The following is a 19,788-nucleotide window of genomic DNA, read 5'->3' on the forward strand; positions in this document are numbered from 1 at the left end:
CCGCCGCCCGCCCCACCGCCCAACACAAGGAGTGTGTCCCTTTGGACCCTGACCCTAGTTCGTACATTTTTGGTGTTGTCGCCTGCCTCTTCATCCTCGCATGTACCTCGGCGGTCGATGCGGCCTTTAGCGCGGTCAGCAGGCACCGCCTGAGCGAGCTGCAGCACGAGCAGTCGCCACGCTCGCGGTTCGTCACGCGCCTGATCGACGAGCCATACCAGTTCAAGGCCACCATCCTCTGCCTCAACGCCGGGGCGATCATCGCCGCAACCGCCTTTACGCTCTACCTGAGCCGCGAGCTCACGCCGCTCTGGCGGATCGGCACCATGTTCGCGCTGCTGGTGCTCATCCTGATCTTCACCGAGGCGCTGCCCAAGGCCGCCGCCATCCGCAACCCGGTGGGCACGGCCAGCCTGTTCGCCCGCCCGATGGTGCTGATCACCATGCTGCTCAGCCCGTTCATCCGGCTGGTGGGCTGGGTCGTCGGCCCGTTCGTGCGGATCATCGCCGGGCCAGCCGAGGCCAAGGCCCCGCTGGTGACCGAGGAGGAGCTGCTGCTGCTGGTCAACGTGGGCGAGGAGGAGGGCCTGATCGACTCGGGCGAGCGCGAGATGATCGAGGGCATCTTCTCGTTTGGCGACACGCTGGTGCGCGAGGTGATGCTGCCGCGCATGGACATCGTGGCGCTTGAGGCCAACGCATCGCTCGATGAGGCGCTGGACTGCATGATCGAGCACGGGCACTCGCGCGTGCCAGTGTACGAGGAGAGCATCGACCAGATCGTGGGCATCCTCTACATCAAAGATCTGCTGCCGGTGCTGCGCGAGGGTCGACGCGATGAGGCGATCGGCGGGCTGCTGCGCGCCGCCTACTTTGTGCCCGAGACGATGAAGGTCGACCAGCTGCTCAAAGAGCTGCGCACCCGCAAGAGCCACCTGGCGATCATGGTGGATGAGTACGGCGGCACCGCCGGGCTGGCCACTATCGAGGATCTGTTGGAGGAGATCGTCGGCGACATCCAGGATGAGTCCGACGCCGAAGATCTGGCGATCGAGCACATTGGCGAGGGCGAGGTGATCGCCGACGCCCGCATCTCGCTCGACGATCTGAACGACGCCACCGACCTGCGCCTGGAGTCGAGCGACTCGGATCGGCTGGGCGGCCTGATCTACGAGCAGCTCGGGCGCGTGCCGCAGGTGGGCGACACAGTCGAGCTAGAGCGCGATGTGGTGATCACGGTGCTCTCGGTCGAGGGGCTGGGGCCGAAACGGCTGAAGATCACCTTCCCGCAGGAGCAGGAGATAGCCGCCAATGGCGGTGGACGAGGAGCGCAGAGCGATGATAACAGCTGATGACGCCGCGCTGATCGAAGCGGCGCGCGAAGGGCGGGCGCGAGCCTACGCCAGCTACTCGCAGTTTGCGGTGGGCGCGGCGGTGCGAACAGCCAGCGGGCAGATCTTCCACGGCTGCAATATCGAAAATGCGGCCTACCCGGCCACATGCTGCGCCGAGCGGGTGGCGATCTTCAGCGCCTACGCCGCAGGCCAGCGCGATATTGTGGCGCTGGCGGTAGTGGCCGACACGCCAGGGCCGGTCAGCCCCTGCGGCAGCTGCCGCCAGGTCATCTTCGAGCTGGCCCACGACGCGCGTATCATCCTGGCCAACATGGGCGATGCGGCGGTGGCGACCACGCCCGAGGCGCTGCTGCCCGGCGGGTTCACCCCCCAGGATCTGCACGAGGGCCGAGGCTAGCGCCCAGAACCCAGCAAAAAGCGCCCGGCGGACATATACCCGCCGGGCGCTTTTTGCGTGGGCGCTACCCCCACCAGCTATCCACCTCATCCAGGGCGTGGGCCGCGCTCAGCAGCAGCTCGGTGCCGCCCAGCATCACCAGCAGGTCGGCGGCGGCGGTGACCACGGCGACGATCTCGCTGCGGCCCAGCGCCGCCGCGTGCAGCAGCGCCGCGCCTAGCAATCGCGCCGCCCGCGCCGCATCGGGCTGGGCCGAGGCGCGGGCGCAGGCCACCAGGGCGCGCGCCCGATCGAGCGGGCGGTCGGCCAGCCGCGCCATGCGCTCGGCAGCGTCGATCTGGCCCGCCCCGGCCAGCGCAACCGTAAGCGCCAGGGTGTAGCGGCTGCGCGCGGCGATGTCGGCGATCATCTCGCGCGCGGTCTCGGCGCGGGCCTCAAAGCCGCGCGTCACCATCGACTCGGCCATGCCGCTGAGCGCGCGCGCCCGCTCGGCGCTCGGGCCGATCTGCCCGATGGCGGTGATCGCACCGGCGATCCGCCCGCCGCGCGCCCTGGCGATGCACAAGTCGGCCATAGCCCGCGCCCGCTGGGCGTCGTCGGCGATCTTTTCCAGCAGCTCGGCGGCGCGCTCAACCTTGCCCGCGTTGCCGTAGGCCACCACCAGCTCGTGCAGCGTCCAGTCGCGCTCGTCGGCGTCGGGGATGGAGAGCGCGATGCGCACGCCGGTGTCTAGCTCGCCCGCGCGGGCCAGCGCCGCCGCCACGCGCGAGTAGCCGCGGTCGCGCTCCTCGCCCTCATCCAGCATCTCCACCGTGTGCATGGCCGCGGCCAGATCGCCGATGGTGGCGTAGGCGGTGGCCAGCAGCACGGTGAGCGGCATATGCTCGTCGTCGCCGATCAGGCGCACATCGTCGTAGGCCAGGCCCAGGGCCACCGGCGCGTTGGGAGCCTTCAGCAGCGCCAGATCGATCAGCGTGCGCACCCGCACCTCGCGCTGGGTGATCATGCGAGCGGCCATCAGCGCGCTGGGCGGCTGGCCGCCCACCACCAGCGCCTGCGCCACCAGCCCCAGCGCCTGGTGGCGCAGGCGCTCGTTGGTGATCAGGGCAACCTGCTCGACCGCCGCCGTATCGCCGCGCCGCGCCGCATCGCAGGCCAGCTCCGATCTGGCCCAGGCGCTGGCCGTGTCGGTCTTCAGGGTGCCCAGCACCTCGCGGAAGCGGCGGGTCTGGCCCGCGCGGGCGTGGCCTGCCGCCACCTCGGCCATGGCCCACTCGTGGGTATGCTCGTGGCCAATGGCGTGGGCCACCTCTTCGGCGCGCGTCAGGTTGCCGCTGGCGATCAGGTGGCGCACCACCTCGGTCTCGATCATGCCGCGCCGCTCGGGGTGGGCGATCCGCACCGTGATGCCCAGCGCGCGGTCGTAGGCGTTGGCTGTCAGCGCGGCGCGAGCCAGCGTCACCTGGGCCTCCTCGCGCTCGTCGCGCCAGGTGCGCGGCAGGCCCGGCACCTCCAGGTCCAGGGCCTCGGCCAGCAGCCGCATGGCCTGGGTGCGAAAGCCGCGCTCGAAGCAGATCTCGCCAAGCCTGCGCAGCACCAGCGCCTTCTCGCGGCCATCGGGCAGCTGGTCCAGCAGGGCGCGCATGCGGCGCAGCGCCACCTCGCGTGGCTCGCCGCGGTCGAGCGCAGCCACGAAGGCGTCGCCGCCCACATCCGGCAGCATGCGGCGGCTCAGTGTGGTGAGCGTGCCGCCCGTGATCGCCGCGCGGATCATCATGTCCAGATCTTGGCCCGCCGTGGCGCGCGCCACCCAGGCTGCATCCTGGGCGGCCTGCCGCAGGTCGCCAGCGCGCCGCTCCTGGGCCAGCACCCACGATCGCTGGATCAGCGGGGCGCTGGCCTCGCCATCGTAGGGCTGCGACAGCGCGATATGGCGTGAGAGGTGGTGGGTCAGGTAGCGCTCGGCCTGGGGCAGCAGATCGAGATCCTGGCCAAATCGAGCGCGGCCCAGCGCGATCAGGGCTGCGTGGGCAGGCTGCAGGTCGCCCTGCTGCGCCACAAATGCCCGCGTCACATGGTGGTACAGCGCGGCGTGGCCATCGTGCAGCTCGGCCAGCGCACCCCAGCCGCGCAGCATCTTCGCCAGCGCAGGGGCGGTGGTGCCGCTGGCCTCGGCCAGCAGCGGCAGCGGCAGCGGCTCGGCGGCCACCGCCAGCAGCCGCGCCACATCCTGCCCGCGCTGGCCGATCTGGCCCCACCAGATGCTGTGCAGGGCGGCCAACCCCTCGGGCAGCGCGCGCCGCTGGATGATGCCCTGCTCGATCAGGCTGCAGGCCAGCGCCACATACAGAAACGAGCGCCCGCTGTGCGCCGCCACGTGGGCCGCCGTCTGCTTGGCTAGGCCATGCGCCATGGCCGCCTCCACCAGCGAGCGGATGAGCACCGGCCCGGCGGTGGGCAGGCGCAGGCGCGCGGCAGGCTCCACTGGCGGGGGCGCGCTCGGATCGCTGGTGGTGTAGACCAGCACCGCGCCTGGGGGCATATGGATGGGCAGCGGCGGCGGGTGGGCGGCGTAGAGTGGCGGGGGCGCATCCACCAGGATGATCAGCGGATCGTTGGCGGGCCTGCGCGCCGCCGCCTCGGCGATCAGCAGCTCGGTGGCCGAAGAGTCGCGACCGGCGGCAGGCGGCACCACGGCTATGGGCAGATCGTGTGCGGCGATGATCTGGGCGCAGAGCGCGGCCAGGCCCTCGCCTAGGTCGTCGTCGGGAAGCCACAGCGGGTAGCCGCGCTGCTGCGCCAGCTGGCACAGCAGGGTGGTGGCCCCAGCTCCCGCCGGGCCTTCCACCAGCAGCAGGCCGCTGCCGATCTCGCCGACCAGGGTGTCAAACTCAGCGAACAGCTCGGTGCGCTGGACAATATGGCGTAGGCGTTCATCAACCCGACGCTGCTGTGCGGCGACCGAGGGCATATACTGGCGCAGCGTGGGGTATCGCCCGAGTACGTCGAGAATGCGCGAGACAGATTGCATAGCACAGGCGTCCTATCCTACGTTCACATCCTGCCGGTACTCTACCGCAGGGCGTAGGTATGGTCAAACACCGCTCAGGTGTCTTTCCCAGGCATGACAACACCTCTGGCAGTACTGCCAGAGGTGCTGCAGAAACGACAAAAGGGTTAAGAACTAGTGCGAGTCAAACGCGCCGATGATCTGCTCGTACCATACCCTGCTAAGATTTGTGCCCATAGCAGACATGATCGCAATGCAGGTGACAGCAATCAGAACAAGAACAAGAGAATACTCGACCAAACCTTGGCCTGGAAGTGGCGCAGCAGCACGGCGAAGCCGTAGCTGAGCCTGAAGGAACCGCAGATGCACTGCGGCAAACAATGTGAAAAGGTACCTCACTCGCCATTCACCCCCTTTCATGGTAAGAATCTAGTGCCATTGAAAGAGTTATGCGTTGAGACACCTTGCAGCCCGCCCCATAACTTTCAATACGCACTAGTATATGTGTTCAAGAAAGTTAACATATCATGAGAAAGTATACCAGTTGCTGCAATAGCCCACAAGTCACCCTTACTTATAGCCCATGAATAAAATAGTACTTATGTCCAGTTTTTCTCGGCGCGACATACCATTCGATCCTGCTTTTCTATGCCTTTATTCCCAGGGTGGCGCAAAACAGATTTCTACTACGAACCATCGTATAGCAGCGCCTAGCGCAAATACCCCTCCTACTCCCCACATCTGAGCGCAGCTGCCGCCGACGCCGCCATGCCCCAGCCGAGTGGTTGACTGCCCTTTTCACGTGAAGTACAATCTTCTGCTGATGGTGCAGAAAGCACCTATGCACAAAGAGGGCCGCACATGAGCATGCGTTCACTCATTCGCCAGGGCCTACCAGCGCTGGCCGAGGTCGAGCAGGTATCACTCCTTCAGCAGGTGTGGCAATCCCCCCTTCTCGCACCGGCACGGCTATTTGTCCAGGTGTTTTTGGATTTCCGTCCATGGTGGCCGGTGCTCATCCCGCTGTTGGTCTTCGAGGCGCTGCGCTCCTACCGGCGCGAGCGCCAGCGTTACCAGGCGGAGCGCGCCTCGCGCGGCTTCTAGCTGGCTTTGCCCACTACACAAAAGGATGTACACACGATGTCATGGATCCAGCAGTTTATCGAGTTCTTCCTCCATGTTGACAAGCATCTTAATGCCTTTGCCAGTGAACATGGGGCGCTCACCTACGCGCTGCTTTTTCTGATCATTTTCTGTGAGACCGGTCTGGTCGTCACTCCTTTTCTGCCGGGCGACTCACTGCTGTTTGCTGTCGGCGCGCTCTCGGCCAGCGACAATAGCCCGATCAATGTGTTCTTTATCTTCTTGCTGCTGGCCATCGCGGCGATCGCCGGCGACACGGTCAACTATCTCATCGGTGCGTTTCTGGGCGAGAAGCTGCTGCAGAAAAATATCCCGTTCATGAAGCAGGAATATATTGATAAGACCAACGCCTTCTACGAGAAGCATGGCGGAAAAACCATCATCCTGGCCCGCTTTGTGCCGATCGTGCGCACCTTTGCGCCCTTTGTGGCAGGCGTGGGCAAAATGGACTACTCAAAATTCATCCTCTTCAATGTGATCGGCGGCATCGCCTGGGTGGCGATCTTTATTTTTGCAGGCCACACGTTTGGCAACATCCCCTTCGTGAAAGAGAACTTCGAGTGGGTGGCCATCGCGATCGTGCTGATCTCGGTGCTGCCTATGGGCGTCGAGTGGCTGAAGTCGCGCTCCGAGGCCAAGCCGGTGGCCAAGGCCTCCAAAGACGTAGCCTAAAAACCTACCCCTCTCCCATTGTCCGAGCGCAGGTTCTGGCCTGCGCTCTTTTCATTGCAAAAACAGGAGGCGCGCTATGCAGCTCGAGATCGCCGGTTCGACGCTGCGCTGGGGCAGCAAGACCTTTGTGATGGGCATTATCAACATCACCCCCGACTCGTTTAGCGCCGATGGGCTGGCCCAGCGCGCCGAGGGGGCGATCGCGGCAGCCTGCGCCCAGGCCCAGCGCTTCGCCGCCGAGGGTGCCGACATCCTCGATGTGGGCGGCGAGTCCACGCGCCCTGGCGCTGCGCCGGTAGGCCTCGACGAGGAGCGCGAGCGCGTGGTGCCAGTGGTGGCGGCGCTGGCCCGCGAGGTGGGGCTACCGATCTCGGTGGACACCTACCACGCCGAGGTAGCGGCGGCGGCGCTTGACGCCGGGGCGCACATCATCAACGACATCTGGGGGCTGCGCACGCCCGAGGGCGGCTGGAACGAGCCGCTGGCCCACGCGGTGGCCCAGCGCGGCGCACCCCTGGTGCTGATGCACAACCGCCGCGCCCAGGCCCAGCAGAGCCACCTGGGCGGGCACTACGCCCAGGTGGCCTACGCCGACCTAATTGGCGAGATCCTGGCGGGGCTGGCCGAGTCGGTGGCCTACGCGGTGGCACGCGGCATCCCCCGCGAGCGCCTGATCATCGACCCCGGCATCGGCTTCGGCAAGACCCCCGAGCAGAACCTAGAGGTGGTGCGCCGCCTAGCCGAGTTCCGCGCGCTGGGGCTGCCCATGCTGGTGGGGGCCTCGCGCAAGTCGTTCATCGGGCTGCCGCTGGGCCTGCCGCCACAGGAGCGCGACGAGGGCACCGCCGCCGTCACCGCGCTGGCCGTGGCCGCCGGGGCCGATGTGGTGCGCGTGCATAACGTGCAGATGAACCTGCGCGCCGCGCGGATCGCCGACGCAATCTATCGCCACACGCCATAGATGCCGACTGCGGCATCCAGAAGCCCGAGCGCCCACTTGCGCCACAGCGCACAATATGGTAACATTGCCCGCTTGGAGCTAACGGGCGAATCCCCATAGCTTTTGGCGAAGGAATTTGCAGCTCAAGGAGCAAAGCAACCATGGCAGAAACATTCAAGCTCGAGTTTGAGACCCGCACCCTGTTTGGCAAGAAGGTCAACCGGCTGCGCCGCGAGGGCATCCTGCCCGCAACCGTGTACGGCAAGAACATCGGCCCGTTCGCCGTGCAGATCAACGGCCGCACCTTCAGCGATCTGGTGCGCAAGTCGGGCAAGACCGGCCTGATCGAGGTTTCCATCCCCGGCCAGCCGGTGCGCACGGCGCTGGTGCACGCGGTCCAGCGGCACCCGGTCTCGCGCGAGTTCATCCACGCCGACCTGCTGATCGTCGACCTGAAGACGGCGATCACGGTGGATGTGCCGGTGCACCTGATCGGCGAGTCGCCGGTGGTGAAGAACGAGGGCGCGGTGCTGAACCACACGCTGTCCACGGTCTCGGTGCACGCGCTGCCCACCGAAATCCCCTCGCACATCGAGGTGGATGTGAGCGTGCTGGATAGCCTGGACAAGAACATCCTGGTCAGCGACATCAAGCTGCCCGGCGAGGCCACGATCGTGACCGCCGCCGACGAGGTGGTGGCCAGCGTGACCCCGGCCACCGTCGAGACTGCTCCCTCCGACGAGGCCCCGGCTGAGCCGGAGCTGGTGCGCGAGGATCGCGGCGCGGACGCCGAGTAGGGCTAGCTTCTGGCGGGCGCGGGGTTTTCCCGCGCCCGTTTTTTTGTGCCCTGCGCTGGGACAAAAAAAGACCCTCGCCGTGGTGGCGAGGGTCTAGACACAGGTCGGGCACTACCGGGGCAACTTAGCGGGAAGCGCTCCCGGCAATGCCCATACGCATACTATCACTCATGGGCATCACCTCCTTTACGCCTGATCGGCATATCTCCAAATGATGCTGACAGGTGTTAGTATATATGCCGCATGACCAAATGTCAAGCACTTTTTTTCACAGCTGCGAAAAGAGCTTTTTTGGCAATCAGGGCGAGGTGAAGGTGGGCGTGGGCGTGAGGGTCTGCGCTGGGGTTGCTGGGGCGGCGGGCGCAGCCTCGGCGGTGGCATCGGCCACGGGCGTGCCCAGCACCAGGGTCTGGCTGATCAGCGAGGGGATGAGCAAAGCCTGGCCAACCTGCAGCGCGTCGGCGTCGGTCAGGCCATTGGCGGCCAGCAACTCCTCGACGGTGGAGCCGAACTCCCCGGCGATGCCACCGAGCGTGTCGTTCTGCTGCACGATGTAGAGACCAGCGGGCGTGGGCGTGGGGATGAGCTTGCTGGCGTACATGGTGGCGGTGGCGTCGATGTTCTGGGTGGGCGCTGGCGTGATCTCAAGGATGGTAGCTGCGGTCGGGCGGTTGAGGCTCGACTCGGGCGGGGCGCAGGCGCTCAGCGCGGGCAGCGCCAGGGCGGCGCTGGCCAGCAGCGCGCCGAGAGCGGGGGTGTATCGCATATGGGCATTTCTGTGTATGTGGCGGCGGGTTCGTCGTTTCCTGGGGCGGGATTGTAGCAGCGGCGCTGGTGGATGTCAACGCGACTTGACCGGATCTTACGGGGTGTGGTATGCTCACGCCTGCGGGAAAGGAGCGGGGGCCAACTGATGTCAGCCCCCAAGAGAGACCGTAGCAGAACTAAATCTTCGGCGTCTTCTTGCTGATCTTCTGCTTATCCTGCTTCTGCTTGTTCTTCGGATTTTTGTCGCCCATTGGTCCGCTCCTTTCGATTGGACAGGCGCACCACGTTCAGGCAAGGCCTGTCGCTGGTCGTTCTGGTGATTATAGCACCCACACCAGCACTTGCCTAGCCCCTCCGCAGAAGGATATCTCTGAGCACTATGCCGATCCAGAACAGCCGACGAACGTTCCTGCGGGGTGGGTTTTTGCTGTCTGTAGCCGCCTGGGCCTCGGCATGCCGCGCCGCCACGCCGGCCACACCCACCATCCCGCCCACTATCACACCCACCATCCCGCCCACTATCACACCCACCATCCCGCCCACTATCACGCCCACCACCCTGCTTTCGCCTGCCGCCACCACCCTGCCTTCGCCTGCCGCCACCGCCATGCCCAGCGCCGCCCAGTTCAGCGGCGAGCGCGCGCTGGCCCATGCCGCGGCCCAGATGCAGTGGCAGCCGCGCGACACCGGCAGCGAGGGCTGGAAGCAGTGCGGCGACTATATCGCCGACCAGCTCCAGCAGGCCGGGTGGCAGGTGGAAAACCAGCGCTTCCCCTACCACGATGTGGAGTGCCGCAACATAATTGGCAGGCGCGGCAGCGGCCCACGCGTGATCATCGGGGCGCACTACGACGCGCGGCGGCGCTCGGACCAGGACAAAGACCCGGCCAAGCAGAATGAGGTGGTGCCCTCCGCCAACGATGGGGCAAGTGGCATCGCCGTGCTGCTGGAGCTGGCCAGCGTGTTGCGGCCCGAGGAGCTGGGCTTCGAGGTGTGGCTAGCTGCCTTCGACGCCGAGGATAACGGCGACATCGACGGCTGGGAGTGGGTGGTCGGCTCGCGCTACATGGCCAACTCGCTGACCGAGGCCCCTGCGGCGGTGATCGTGATCGACATGATCGGCGACGCCGACCAGCAGATCTACTACGAGGGCAGCTCCGACCCGGCGCTGCGCGAGGCGATCTGGGGTGTGGCGGGCGACCTGGCCCTGGCCAGCTTTGTGCCGCAGGTGCGCTACTCGATGCTGGATGACCACACGCCCTTCCTCCAGCGCGGCTACCGCGCCATCGACATCATCGATTTCGACTACCCCTACTGGCACACCACCCAGGACACGCTCGACAAGGTGAGCGCCCCAAGCCTCGCGGCGGTGGGCAAAACGCTGGAAGAGTGGCTCCTGCGCGGCGGCCAGGGCATACAGACGGCGGATAGCATGCGGCCAGCGTATCAAGCATAGAGGTTCTCCATGAAACTACTGATGTTCATCACCGAGGCCCATGTGGCCGACCCGACCGTGGATGCGCTGGTTGAGCAGGGCTTCCGTGTGACGCGGCTGGCCTCGACGGGCGGCTTTTTACGCAAGGGCAACACCACGCTGCTGGTGGGCCTTGAGGAGAGCGCCATCGACAGCGCGGTGGCGATCGTGAAGCGCACCGCCCCCGGCGCGCTGGTGATCGCGCTGGATCTGGATCGCTACGAGCGACTGTGAAGTTCCTCTACATCGCCAGCGGCATCCCTGTGCCGGGCACCCTGGGCGGCTCGACCCACACTATCGAGGTGGCGCGGGGTCTGGCCGCGCGCGGCCACGAGCTGCACGTGGTGGCCTGCACCCAGATGGGCTGGCGGGGCATCGCCCCGCTGCTCCGCCCCGAGTCCACGCGGCTGGATGGCATCACCCTGCACTATGTCGACATCCCCAAGGCTGCGTCGCTGCTGGGCGCGCCGGTCATCCGGCGGCTGGCCGAGGCCCTAGGCCCCGATGTGGTGATGGAGCGCTACTACAACTTCGCGGGCGGCGGGCTGCTGGCCGCCAGGGCCATGGGTCTGCCCAGCATCCTGGAGGTGAACGCGCTGATCGTCGACCCGCCGCAGGTGCGCAAGCGCCAGATCGACGATGCGCTGGGCGGGCCGATGCGCCGCTGGGCGGTGGCGCAGTGCCGCATGGCGGGCCGGATCGTGACGCCGCTGCACACCACGGTGCCCGAGGAGATCGACCGCGCCAAGATCGAGGAGCTGCCCTGGGGCGCGAATGTCGAGCGGCTAGCCCACATCGAGCCGCCCGCGCCCGCGGATGGCCCGCCCACCGTGCTGTTCCTCGGCTCGTTCCGCGCGTGGCACGGCGTGCTGGATGGGGTGCGGGCGGGGGCGGCGCTGCTGGAGCAGGGCCGCGACCTGCGCTTCCTGTTCGTGGGCGACGGCCCCGACCGCGCGGCGGCGGAGCAGGCCGCCAGCGCGTGGCCAGGCCGCTTCACCTTCACCGGCGCGGTGCCGTACGAGCAGGTGCCAGGCCTGATCGCCAGCGCCAGCGTGGGTATCGCCCCCTTCAACACCGCCCGGCACCCGGCGCTGCGCCACGCGGGCTTCTTCTGGTCGCCCCTGAAGATCTACGAGTACATGGCGGCAGGTTTGCCCGTGGTCACCGCCGACATCCCGCCGCTCAACCAGATCATCCGCGACGGCAAGGAGGGGCGGCTCTACCCCGAGGGCGACGTGGCCGCTCTGGCCCAGGCGATCGGCGGGCTGCTGGATGCGCCCGAGCAGGCCAGGGCCATGGGCCAGCAGGCCCGGCAGCGCGTGACCGACCACTACAGCTGGGCCAGGCACTGCGCCGAGCTTGAGCGGATCGCCCACGAGCTGTGCGATGCGGCACCGGCCAGCGCCCAGCTGCGCTAGGCTACGAAATTGTCACGTGGCTAGGTTGCAGGCTTCCTCATCCTGCGGTAGCATGGATATGAGCGAACGCTATGCGCTAGAGACAACGCGACGATTCCGGCGACTGTGCAGCTCCTTCGCTCCCCTGGCACGAGATAGCAGACGGTAGCCAGATCTCGCCTACAATCAACCTAGGAACGTTATGCCAAGCGCACTTGCACAGCTCATCCGCGAGCACAAGGCGGCCATCGCCGAGCGAATCGCAGCCCCGACCGGCCAGACACCCCAGAATGCCGACGAGCGCACCGCGATCGCGCTCGCCCAGATCGATAGCATGATCGGCATGTCCGACCAGTCCGACCAGATTCTCGAACAGACGCTCCAGGAGCTGACCCGCAGCCAGCTGGCCTACTCCGACGATATCGACCCGGCCATGCAGACCATCCTTCACGAGCATGATGCGGTGCGCGCGGCCATCCTAGAGAAGTATCCCGAGAGCGCCGAGGCGCTGAACCTGGTCTTCGAGCTTGAGCGCCTGACGGTCCGCCGCAATCGCGCTGTCACCAAACGCATGAGCGACCAGCTGCAGCAGCAGCTGCAGGAAAGCAGCGCCGACAAGATGGCCCTGCGCGCCGCCGTGCAGGAGCTCTCGACGCCGATCATCCCGCTCTACAGCGGCATCCTGGGCGTGCCGCTGGTGGGCCGGATCGACGACGCCCGCGCCCAGAACATCACCGAGCAACTGCTGGACGCGATCGCCCGCGAGCAGGCCGACATCGTGCTGATGGATGTGACCGGCATCTCGACGATGGACACCAGCGTGGCCAACCACCTGATGCAGACAGCCAGCGCGGCCTCGCTGCTGGGGTCACAGGTGGTGCTGGTGGGCATCAGCGCCGAGATCGCGCAGACCCTGGTGATGATGAATGTGGAGCTTGGCTCGCTGGTGACGCTGAGCGACCTGCAGAGCGGCGTGGAGTACGCGCTAGAGAAGCTGGGCATGGAGATCCGCCCGATCGAGTAGCATAATCGCAGAGACTCAGGGCGAAGGCTGGATCACGATCTGGCTTTCGCCTTTTTTTATGAAAAGTGAGCGGACACCGATATGCATATCATCATCCCGAGCGATGTCTTCCCCCCGCGCTGCGGCGGCGCGGGCTGGAGCAGCCACGCCCTGGCCACGGCCCTGATCGCGCGCGGGCACACAGTGGCGGCGGTGGTGCCCGGCCCCGGCGCGCCGCACGCCGATGTGCTGGGGGTGCCGACCGCCCGCGTGCCCTACCGCGCCCCCGGCATCCCGTTTGTCAAGAATATGTTCCGCCACGAGCTGCTGTGGCCGCGCCTGGCCCGCGCGATTGTGGCCGAGGCGGGCGGCACGCCGAGGCCACTGGTGATCCACGCCCAGCACGTGCAGGTGGCCCCGGCGGCGGTGATGGCCGGGCGCGCGCTGGGGGCGCGCGTGGTGGTGACGGTGCGCGACCACTGGCCGTGGGACTACTTCGCCACCGGGCTGCACGGCAACAGGATCCCCTACCAGGGACAGACCTGGGCCTCGCTGGCCACCGACCTAGCGGCCCGCGAGGGGCCGCTGCGCGGCGCGCTAGCGCTGCCCGCCATCCCCTACATGCTGGGCCACCTGCGGCGGCGGCAGGCCTACCTGCGCCAGGCCGACGCGGTGATCGCGGTGAGCGGCTACATCGCCCAGAGGCTGCGCGGGATCGTGCCGGATGAGAAGATCCACGTCATCCCCAATATGGTCGACACCGAGGCGATCGCGCATGTGGCCGCCGAGCTGCCGCGCTCGATCACGGGCGAGTACCTGCTGTTCGTGGGCAAGCTGGACATGAACAAGGGCGCGCAGCTGCTGGCCCCGATCTTCGCGGCGCTGCGCGAGCGGGGCTACACCGGCGCGGCGCTGCCGCCGTTGGTGGTGGCGGGCAGCGGGCCGCTGCGCCCGCAGCTAGAGCGCGACCTGGCCGCGCTGGGGGTGGATGTGCGCTTCCTCGACTGGGCCGAGCACGACGAGGTGCTGCGGCTGATGGCGCACTGCACCGCGCTGCTGTTCCCCAGCGCCTGGGGCGAGCCGCTGAGCCGCGTGTGGCTGGAGGCGGCGGCGTGCGGCGCGCCCATCGTGGCCATGCCCACCGGCGGCATCCACGATGTGATCGCCGATGGCACACAGGGGCTGCTGGCGGCGACCCCGGCGGGCTTCGCGGGGCACCTGGCCGCGCTGCTGGCCGACGCGCCGCTGCGGGCGCGGCTGGGCGCGGCAGCGCAGGCCGCCGCACGCGAGCGCTTCAGCGCGCAGCGCGTGGTGGCCCAGGTGGAGCGGGTCTACGCGGGGGAGAGCGTCTAAACGCGAAGAATAAACGAATACCACGAAGACACGAAAAAAAGACCGTTTACCACCAAGACTCCAAGGCTCCAAGATGCTTTTTTGGGGCGGGGGCAAATAATTGCGTGGTGCAAAACCATTTCACTAGAAAGTGGCTGTTCGGTCGTTTTCGCTGTTTTTCATACGCTGCGATACGGCATCGGCGCAAAATCTATTGATTGTATCGTAGCGTATGAAATTGGGGCGTACGTTATCCATAAGGTCGATACGTGATCAATTTAGCCACTGCTACTCCGCCGGGAGGACGCGGAACACGGGGTACTTGGGCGCGATCTCCTCGAAGGCGGCGAGAGGCGCATCTTTCTCCACCGGGATGTGCGGGCGCGCGCCGGGGGCATGGGCCAGAAACGCCTTGATGATCGGGGCGCGCTGCTCGACGGGAACCTCCTCCAGCAGCACGCGCTCGGTCGCGCCGTGGTGGAGCGTGGCGCGGTTGCCATCGGCCTTGGCGTTGCGCACCCAGTTGGCCTCGCCCAGCATGGAGACGAGGTAGCGCTCGCCGTCGATCACCGTCATCACCAGCGGGAAGCTCACCGGCTTACCCGAGCTGCGCCCGAGCACCTCCAGCGTCACCAGGTAGCTGGGCGCGACGCCGCGCGAGTGGATGAATGCCGAGATGCCGTTCAGGAACTTGGCCACGCCGTTGGGGCGTCCGCCACGATACATCCAGCGATAGAGTGACATTGGTCTTCCTCCTAACGTGAACTCTGCTATGGTTCCATGTACGTAGTATCTGGCGTTTGGTGTCGCGCTATGAACGATCTAGGCAAGCTGGGCAAGCTGCGTACCAGCGGATATGCCCATGTGGCCATCAGCGAACCGCATTGTGGCACATCAGAAGACACACGATGCCCGCAATGCGGTTCGCTGCGGGCGGACACGAGATACGCCCCTACGGCGGTGAATGAACATCGCCCGCGCGATGATCTGGCATTGCATCCATCGCATTCCCATACGATGCGTACAATCAGCGACCATGGGTGTAGGGGCAGATTTTATGTCTGCCCACATTGATATCATCGAACACATCGCAAACATCGATCCACACGCGATGCGAGCGATGAGCGCGATACAGCGCAATGGGAACATATGCGCGGAGGCTGGCACGACCAGCGAGGGTGTGGAAGAAAAGACGCCGCCTAGCCCATCCGGCGAAGGTGGCACGTGAGGAGGCTGGCCATAATCCAGACCGCAGCGACGAGGCGCGGGCCGTGAGGCGGGCTAATTTTCCCCAGACGATCAGCCGATGCGGGGGTGGGGGATCTCGACCTGAAGCAGCAGGCCGCCCTCGGGCTGGTTCTGCACGCTCAGGCGTCCCTGCAGCAGGGCCACGCGCTCGGTGATGCCCAGCAGGCCATAGTGGCCCTCGGCGGCCAGCGCGGCCAGGTCGAAGCCCTCGGGCAGGCCGCGCCCGTCGTCGGACAGCGAGACCAGCAGGGTGCGCGGCGAGGTGTGGCGCAGCGCGATGCGCACGGCGTGGGCCTGGGCATGCTTGCGCACGTTGCTGAGGCCCTCCTGCACGATGCGGAAGATCGACAGCTCGATGGCCTCGGGCAGGCGGCCAAGCTCGGTGCCCAGGTCAAGCTCGGCGCGGATACCGGTGCGCGCGGCCCAGTCGCGGGCGTAGGACTTGATGGCGGCCCCCAGGCCCAGGCTGTCGATGGTGGGCGGGCGCAGGTTGCCGCAGATCCGGCGCACATCATCCACCAGGCCACGGATGCTGCCGCGCACATCGGCCAGCTCGGCGCTCAGATCGGCCTCGCTATCCTCGCTGCCTAGGTCTTCGAGCTGGTAGTTGATGCTGAGCAGATCTTGGATGATCTGGTCGTGCAGCTCGCGGGCCAGGGCCTTGCGCTCCTGCTCGCGCTCGGTGAGCAGGCGGCGGTGGGCATCCTGAAGGGCGATGTTGGCGCGGTCGAGGGCCGAGACCTGCTCGCCCAGCTGGTCGATCAGCTGGCGGTTGAGCGAGTCCTTGGCGGCGAGGTTCTGCTCCAGCAGGGCCTGCTGGTGGCTGAGCCGCTCGGACTGGTCGCGGGTCTGGTAGTAGCTGTCGAGCGCCCACATGATCGGGGTGAGCTGCTGGCGGTCGCTAGAGCCGACGATGGCGGAGACCAGATCCTCGCGGCTGGTGGTGTCGGCGCAGAAGTCGGCGGTGAGGCGGCCATCGTGCAGCACCAGGATGCGGTCGGACACCGCGAACAGGTGGTCGAGGTTGTTGCTGGCGAAGATCACCGCGACGCCCTGCTGCTGCCAGGAGCGGATGAGGGCCAGCAGCTTCTGCTGGTGGGCGTAGTTGAGCGGCATGGTCGGCTCATCCACCACCACCAGGCGGGCGGGGCGCACCAGGGCGCGGGCGATCGAGATCATCTGGCGCTGCTCGCTGGTGAGGTTCTCCACGGTCTCGCGCAGCGAGGGCACGGATGCATCGAGCTGGCCCAGGATCTCGGCGGCGCGCTGGTCCATGCGGCGGCGGTCGGGCACCTTCAGCCAGCTGCCCAGCGCGGGCCAGCCGATCTCGTCGCCCAGGAAGATGTTGGAGGTCACGTCGAGGCGGTCGGCCAGGGCGGGGTGCTGGGGGATGACGGCGATGCCCTCGTGGCGGGCGCGGATGGGCCAGGGCAGGCGTCTGCCGCCCAGGTAGATGTCGCCCTCGTTGGGCACGGCCAGCCCGCCCAGCAGCATGGCCAGCACCGACTTGCCCGCGCCGCTGCGGCCCGCCAGCCCCACCACCGCGCCCTGCGCCACGTCGAAGCTGATCTGGCGCAGCACCGGCAGCTCGCCAAAGGTCTTGGAGAGGTTGATGCAGCGGAGGAGGGGCTGTGGTTCCATAGCGGTCTCGCCTTATCTACCACCAAGACGCCAAGGCTCCAAGCTGGGCGCGGCTGGCACATTCTGAAGAAATGCCGGTACAATCATGCCACTGGTCATCGCATCTATCGAGGAGCGACTTGTATGAGACCGACCATCTACCGCATCCCGCTGGCCGCGCCGGGGCTGCTGGCCACCATGCCGCACCCGCGCGGCGGCGACTGGCTGGCCGATGAGCTGCGCGAGATCGCCGCGCTGGGCTTCACCGACCTGGTCTCGCTGCTGACGCCCGGCGAGGAGCTAGAGCTAGAGCTAGAGCGCGAGGCCGAGCTGTGCGGCGCGACCCCGCTGGCCTTCCACCGCCTGCCCGTGGCCGACATGCAGGTGCCCGAGTCGATGGGCGCGGCGCTGGAGCTGGCGGGCGCGCTGGCCGAGCGCATCCGGGGCGGGGCGGGAGTGGCCATCCACTGCCGACAGGGTATAGGCCGGTCATCGCTGCTGGCGGCGCTGGCCATGGCCGCGCTGGGCGACACCACCGAGCAGGCGTTCACCACCATCGCCCTGGCGCGCGGACGCCCTGTGCCCGATACACCCGCCCAGCGCGAGTGGGCGGCGCGCTGCGCAGCGTGGGCGGCGCTGGGCAACCAGCCCTAGCGCGGCGTGCCGGTGGCCTGGGCCTGCACGAAGGCATCCAGGGTGTCGCGGGTCACAATGTCGGCCCCCATGTCGATGAAGGGCGGGTAGCGCGTGCCGAGGGCGATGTAATCGTACACCATCTGCACCGACTGATAGCCCCAGCTGCGGTACTTCTGGCCGATCAGGGCCTCCACATAGCCCTCGCGCATCAGCGCGATCTCCACCGGCAGGGTGTCGAAGGCCACCGTCTTCAGGCCGCGCTCGCGGGTGGCGCGCTCCCACAGCGGCATGGAGCCACGGTCGGCGAACAGCGGCCAGAGGCCCGCGAAGAACCAGCCGCGCAGGTCGGGGTGGGCCTGCATGGTCTCCTCCACGCCCTGCACGCCCAGGTTGATATCCTCGTTGCTGGCGATGGTGGCCACCACCTGGATGCCCGGGTAGGATGCGGCCACCGCGTCCTTGAACCCCGCCACGCGCTGGTCGAGGTTGAGCGCCCCCGGCACCCCGCTGATGATCGCCACCTTGCCCTGCCCGCCGATCGAGTCGGCCAGGATGCGCGCCGACTCCTGGCCCATCTTGTAGTTGTCGATGCTCAGGAAGCTGAAGCGCCTGCTGTCGGGCGAGTCCGAGTCCCAGGTCATCACGGGGATGCCCGCAGCCACCGCGCGGTCGATCGGCGCGACGCAGGCGGCGGGGTCGTTGCACGAGATGGCGATGCCATCCACGCGGCGGGCGATCAGGTCGTCCATCATGCGGGCCTGCTCGATGGCATCGGCAGAGACCGGCCCGACCACCAGCACCTCCACATCGTACGGCCCGGCCTCGGTCAGCTCGCGGCCCTTCTGCAGCGCGCCGGCCTTGCCGGGGTCGAACACTGGGTTGCCCAGCGACTTGGTGACCCAGGCGATGGTGAGCTTGGGGCGGCCCGAGGCTGGCGCGGGCTGGCATGCGGCCAGCGCCAGCAGCGCGGCGGCCAGCAGCCAGATGCGGCGGGTGTGCGGCGCGCGCATCGGCTAGGCCCGCCGCCGCCGCCAGAAGTCCAGCAGCAGCACCAGCAGCACCATCCCGCCGATCGACACAAACTGCCACTGGTTCTGGTTGGGCAGCCCCAGCAGCACCACGCCGTTGCGCATGATCTGGATGAGCGCCGCGCCCAAGATCACGCCTGTGACCGAGCCCTCGCCGCCGAACAGGCTGGCCCCGCCGATCACCGCCGCCGCGATGATGTCTAGCTCGTAGCCGTAGGCGGCCATGGGCGCGGCCACCCCCAGGCGGGCGACCATCACCAGCCCGGCCAGCGCGGCCAGCATGCCGCTGATGGTGTAGGCCACCGTCTTCAGGTGCGCGGGCGAGATGCCCGCCGCCAGCATGGCCCGCTCGTCGCGCCCGATGGTGAAGATGTAGCGCCCCAGCACGGTCTGGTGGAACAGCACGCTCACGGCCACCGCCACCAGCAGCATCCAGACAATCGGCAGCGGCACCGCCAGCCAGCCCAGCGTCAGCTCGCCTTGGCCTAGGAACAGGAACGGCGCGGGCAGGCGGCTCACTGGCGCGCCGCCCGTGAGGCTCAGCACTAGGCCGCGCGTGATGCCCATGGTGCCCAGCGTAACCATGAACGGCGGCAGCCGCGTGTGGCCCACCAGCAGCCCGTTGGCCAGGCCGATGGCCGCGCCGCTGAGCAGGCCCAGCAGCAGGGCGGCGGGCACGCCCAGCCCCTGCTGCAGCGCCATCGCGCAGACCATGCCCGACAGCGCGATGGTCGAGCCGACCGAGAGGTCGATGCCGCCCACAATGATCACGATCGCCGCGCCGAAGGCCGCGATCACATACCACGAGAGGCCGAGCGCCACATTCAGCAGGTTGGCGTTGGTGAAGAAGGTGCTGGTGCTCAGGCTCAGCGCGACGCCGATGCCCAGCAGCACCAGCGCGACAAACAGCTCCTGGCGCTGGAGCAGCCGGCCCCAGCCGTAGCGCATCGCCCGCTGGATGCGCGAGC

The 19,788-nt window shown here is 67.4% G+C and carries 20 protein-coding genes; 12 read left to right on the forward strand and 8 right to left on the reverse strand.

From position 1 onward, the window contains the following. The first annotated feature begins 41 nt into the window (after positions 1 to 41). Positions 42 to 1,352 carry an HlyC/CorC family transporter gene (locus tag F8S13_08670; GenBank protein KAB8143954.1) on the forward strand — a complete coding sequence of 437 codons (1,311 nt, stop codon included), beginning with the start codon at positions 42 to 44 and terminating at the stop codon, positions 1,350 to 1,352. After that, positions 1,339 to 1,752, forward strand: a complete 414-nt coding sequence (gene cdd / locus F8S13_08675; GenBank protein KAB8143955.1) for a cytidine deaminase — start codon at positions 1,339 to 1,341, stop codon at positions 1,750 to 1,752. The genes F8S13_08670 and cdd overlap by 14 nt, the downstream gene beginning before the upstream one ends. Before the next feature lie 64 nt (positions 1,753 to 1,816). Here cdd and F8S13_08680 read toward each other — a convergent pair whose 3' ends face one another. Together F8S13_08680 and F8S13_08685 are read right to left on the reverse strand one after the other, a co-directional pair. Further along, complete coding sequence (locus F8S13_08680) at positions 1,817 to 4,783, reverse strand: hypothetical protein (GenBank protein ID KAB8143956.1); 2,967 nt, start codon at positions 4,781 to 4,783, stop codon at positions 1,817 to 1,819. A 153-nt stretch (positions 4,784 to 4,936) separates the two neighbouring features. Next, on the reverse strand, positions 4,937 to 5,125 hold the full coding sequence (locus tag F8S13_08685) for a pilus assembly protein (GenBank protein KAB8144105.1): 189 nt from the start codon (positions 5,123 to 5,125) through the stop codon (positions 4,937 to 4,939). A 498-nt stretch (positions 5,126 to 5,623) separates the two neighbouring features. On the opposite strand from F8S13_08685, the gene F8S13_08690 reads away from it, so the two are divergent. From F8S13_08690 to F8S13_08705, 4 genes are all read left to right on the forward strand, one after another. Next, a complete protein-coding gene (locus F8S13_08690; GenBank protein KAB8143957.1) occupies positions 5,624 to 5,866 on the forward strand; it encodes a hypothetical protein in 243 nt (80 codons plus the stop codon). A gap of 36 nt (positions 5,867 to 5,902) precedes the next feature. Then, entirely contained in the window at positions 5,903 to 6,577 is a 675-nt protein-coding gene (locus F8S13_08695; protein KAB8143958.1) for a DedA family protein, read from the forward strand. Between the two features lie 76 nt (positions 6,578 to 6,653). After that, entirely contained in the window at positions 6,654 to 7,538 is an 885-nt protein-coding gene (folP, locus tag F8S13_08700) for a dihydropteroate synthase (protein ID KAB8143959.1), read from the forward strand. Positions 7,539 to 7,678: 140 nt separating this feature from the next. Continuing rightward, positions 7,679 to 8,314, forward strand: coding sequence for a 50S ribosomal protein L25 (locus F8S13_08705; GenBank protein ID KAB8143960.1), 636 nt, complete (start codon positions 7,679 to 7,681; stop codon positions 8,312 to 8,314). A gap of 298 nt (positions 8,315 to 8,612) precedes the next feature. Here F8S13_08705 and F8S13_08710 read toward each other — a convergent pair whose 3' ends face one another. Beyond that, complete coding sequence (locus F8S13_08710; GenBank protein ID KAB8143961.1) at positions 8,613 to 9,080, reverse strand: LysM peptidoglycan-binding domain-containing protein; 468 nt, start codon at positions 9,078 to 9,080, stop codon at positions 8,613 to 8,615. A 150-nt stretch (positions 9,081 to 9,230) separates the two neighbouring features. After that, a complete protein-coding gene (locus F8S13_08715; protein KAB8143962.1) occupies positions 9,231 to 9,734 on the reverse strand; it encodes a hypothetical protein in 504 nt (167 codons plus the stop codon). Between F8S13_08715 and F8S13_08720 the strand changes: the two genes are divergently transcribed. From F8S13_08720 to F8S13_08740, 5 genes are all read left to right on the forward strand, one after another. Then, positions 9,690 to 10,538 carry a M28 family peptidase gene (locus tag F8S13_08720; GenBank protein KAB8143963.1) on the forward strand — a complete coding sequence of 283 codons (849 nt, stop codon included), beginning with the start codon at positions 9,690 to 9,692 and terminating at the stop codon, positions 10,536 to 10,538. The two genes, F8S13_08715 and F8S13_08720, sit on opposite strands and share 45 nt — an antisense overlap. Before the next feature lie 9 nt (positions 10,539 to 10,547). Then, positions 10,548 to 10,790: a hypothetical protein gene (locus tag F8S13_08725; GenBank protein KAB8143964.1), complete on the forward strand. Its 243-nt coding sequence runs from the start codon at positions 10,548 to 10,550 to the stop codon at positions 10,788 to 10,790. Then, positions 10,787 to 11,974: a glycosyltransferase family 4 protein gene (locus F8S13_08730; GenBank protein ID KAB8143965.1), complete on the forward strand. Its 1,188-nt coding sequence runs from the start codon at positions 10,787 to 10,789 to the stop codon at positions 11,972 to 11,974. The genes F8S13_08725 and F8S13_08730 overlap by 4 nt, the downstream gene beginning before the upstream one ends. A gap of 181 nt (positions 11,975 to 12,155) precedes the next feature. After that, positions 12,156 to 12,977 carry an STAS domain-containing protein gene (locus tag F8S13_08735; GenBank protein KAB8143966.1) on the forward strand — a complete coding sequence of 274 codons (822 nt, stop codon included), beginning with the start codon at positions 12,156 to 12,158 and terminating at the stop codon, positions 12,975 to 12,977. Positions 12,978 to 13,058: 81 nt separating this feature from the next. Next, the gene (locus F8S13_08740; protein ID KAB8143967.1) at positions 13,059 to 14,309 is read left to right on the forward strand and encodes a glycosyltransferase family 4 protein; all 1,251 of its coding nucleotides are present in this window, start codon (positions 13,059 to 13,061) and stop codon (positions 14,307 to 14,309) included. A gap of 267 nt (positions 14,310 to 14,576) precedes the next feature. Here the strand turns inward: F8S13_08740 and F8S13_08745 are convergent, their stop codons facing one another. Together F8S13_08745 and F8S13_08750 are read right to left on the reverse strand one after the other, a co-directional pair. Then, complete coding sequence (locus F8S13_08745) at positions 14,577 to 15,032, reverse strand: nitroreductase family deazaflavin-dependent oxidoreductase (protein ID KAB8143968.1); 456 nt, start codon at positions 15,030 to 15,032, stop codon at positions 14,577 to 14,579. Between the two features lie 555 nt (positions 15,033 to 15,587). Then, positions 15,588 to 17,177, reverse strand: coding sequence for an ATP-binding cassette domain-containing protein (locus tag F8S13_08750; protein ID KAB8143969.1), 1,590 nt, complete (start codon positions 17,175 to 17,177; stop codon positions 15,588 to 15,590). A 123-nt stretch (positions 17,178 to 17,300) separates the two neighbouring features. On the opposite strand from F8S13_08750, the gene F8S13_08755 reads away from it, so the two are divergent. Continuing rightward, a complete protein-coding gene (locus tag F8S13_08755; protein KAB8143970.1) occupies positions 17,301 to 17,810 on the forward strand; it encodes a tyrosine protein phosphatase in 510 nt (169 codons plus the stop codon). On the opposite strand, the gene F8S13_08760 is transcribed toward F8S13_08755, so the two are convergent. Together F8S13_08760 and F8S13_08765 are read right to left on the reverse strand one after the other, a co-directional pair. Further along, the gene (locus F8S13_08760) at positions 17,807 to 18,802 is read right to left on the reverse strand and encodes a sugar ABC transporter substrate-binding protein (protein ID KAB8143971.1); all 996 of its coding nucleotides are present in this window, start codon (positions 18,800 to 18,802) and stop codon (positions 17,807 to 17,809) included. The two genes, F8S13_08755 and F8S13_08760, sit on opposite strands and share 4 nt — an antisense overlap. 3 nt (positions 18,803 to 18,805) lie before the next feature. After that, positions 18,806 to 19,768: an ABC transporter permease gene (locus tag F8S13_08765; GenBank protein ID KAB8144106.1), complete on the reverse strand. Its 963-nt coding sequence runs from the start codon at positions 19,766 to 19,768 to the stop codon at positions 18,806 to 18,808. Positions 19,769 to 19,788 lie beyond the last annotated feature (20 nt).

The organism is Chloroflexia bacterium SDU3-3 (genome assembly GCA_009268125.1).
In the GTDB taxonomy this organism is placed as follows: Bacteria; Chloroflexota; Chloroflexia; order Chloroflexales; family Roseiflexaceae; genus SDU3-3.

Excerpts from the sequence above, each read along its gene's own strand:
- cdd (KAB8143955.1), top strand. The coding sequence starts at position 1,339 with ATGATAACAGCTGATGACGCCGCGCTGATCGAAGCGGCGCGCGAAGGG.
- F8S13_08680 (KAB8143956.1), bottom strand. The coding sequence starts at position 4,783 with ATGCAATCTGTCTCGCGCATTCTCGACGTACTCGGGCGATACCCCACG.
- F8S13_08690 (KAB8143957.1), top strand. The coding sequence starts at position 5,624 with ATGAGCATGCGTTCACTCATTCGCCAGGGCCTACCAGCGCTGGCCGAG.
- F8S13_08695 (KAB8143958.1), top strand. The coding sequence starts at position 5,903 with ATGTCATGGATCCAGCAGTTTATCGAGTTCTTCCTCCATGTTGACAAG.
- folP (KAB8143959.1), top strand. The coding sequence starts at position 6,654 with ATGCAGCTCGAGATCGCCGGTTCGACGCTGCGCTGGGGCAGCAAGACC.
- F8S13_08705 (KAB8143960.1), top strand. The coding sequence starts at position 7,679 with ATGGCAGAAACATTCAAGCTCGAGTTTGAGACCCGCACCCTGTTTGGC.
- F8S13_08710 (KAB8143961.1), bottom strand. The coding sequence starts at position 9,080 with ATGCGATACACCCCCGCTCTCGGCGCGCTGCTGGCCAGCGCCGCCCTG.
- F8S13_08720 (KAB8143963.1), top strand. The coding sequence starts at position 9,690 with ATGCCCAGCGCCGCCCAGTTCAGCGGCGAGCGCGCGCTGGCCCATGCC.
- F8S13_08715 (KAB8143962.1), bottom strand. The coding sequence starts at position 9,734 with ATGGGCCAGCGCGCGCTCGCCGCTGAACTGGGCGGCGCTGGGCATGGC.
- F8S13_08725 (KAB8143964.1), top strand. The coding sequence starts at position 10,548 with ATGAAACTACTGATGTTCATCACCGAGGCCCATGTGGCCGACCCGACC.
- F8S13_08735 (KAB8143966.1), top strand. The coding sequence starts at position 12,156 with ATGCCAAGCGCACTTGCACAGCTCATCCGCGAGCACAAGGCGGCCATC.
- F8S13_08740 (KAB8143967.1), top strand. The coding sequence starts at position 13,059 with ATGCATATCATCATCCCGAGCGATGTCTTCCCCCCGCGCTGCGGCGGC.
- F8S13_08745 (KAB8143968.1), bottom strand. The coding sequence starts at position 15,032 with ATGTCACTCTATCGCTGGATGTATCGTGGCGGACGCCCCAACGGCGTG.
- F8S13_08750 (KAB8143969.1), bottom strand. The coding sequence starts at position 17,177 with ATGGAACCACAGCCCCTCCTCCGCTGCATCAACCTCTCCAAGACCTTT.
- F8S13_08755 (KAB8143970.1), top strand. The coding sequence starts at position 17,301 with ATGAGACCGACCATCTACCGCATCCCGCTGGCCGCGCCGGGGCTGCTG.
- F8S13_08760 (KAB8143971.1), bottom strand. The coding sequence starts at position 18,802 with ATGCGCGCGCCGCACACCCGCCGCATCTGGCTGCTGGCCGCCGCGCTG.
- F8S13_08765 (KAB8144106.1), bottom strand. The coding sequence starts at position 19,768 with ATGCGCTACGGCTGGGGCCGGCTGCTCCAGCGCCAGGAGCTGTTTGTC.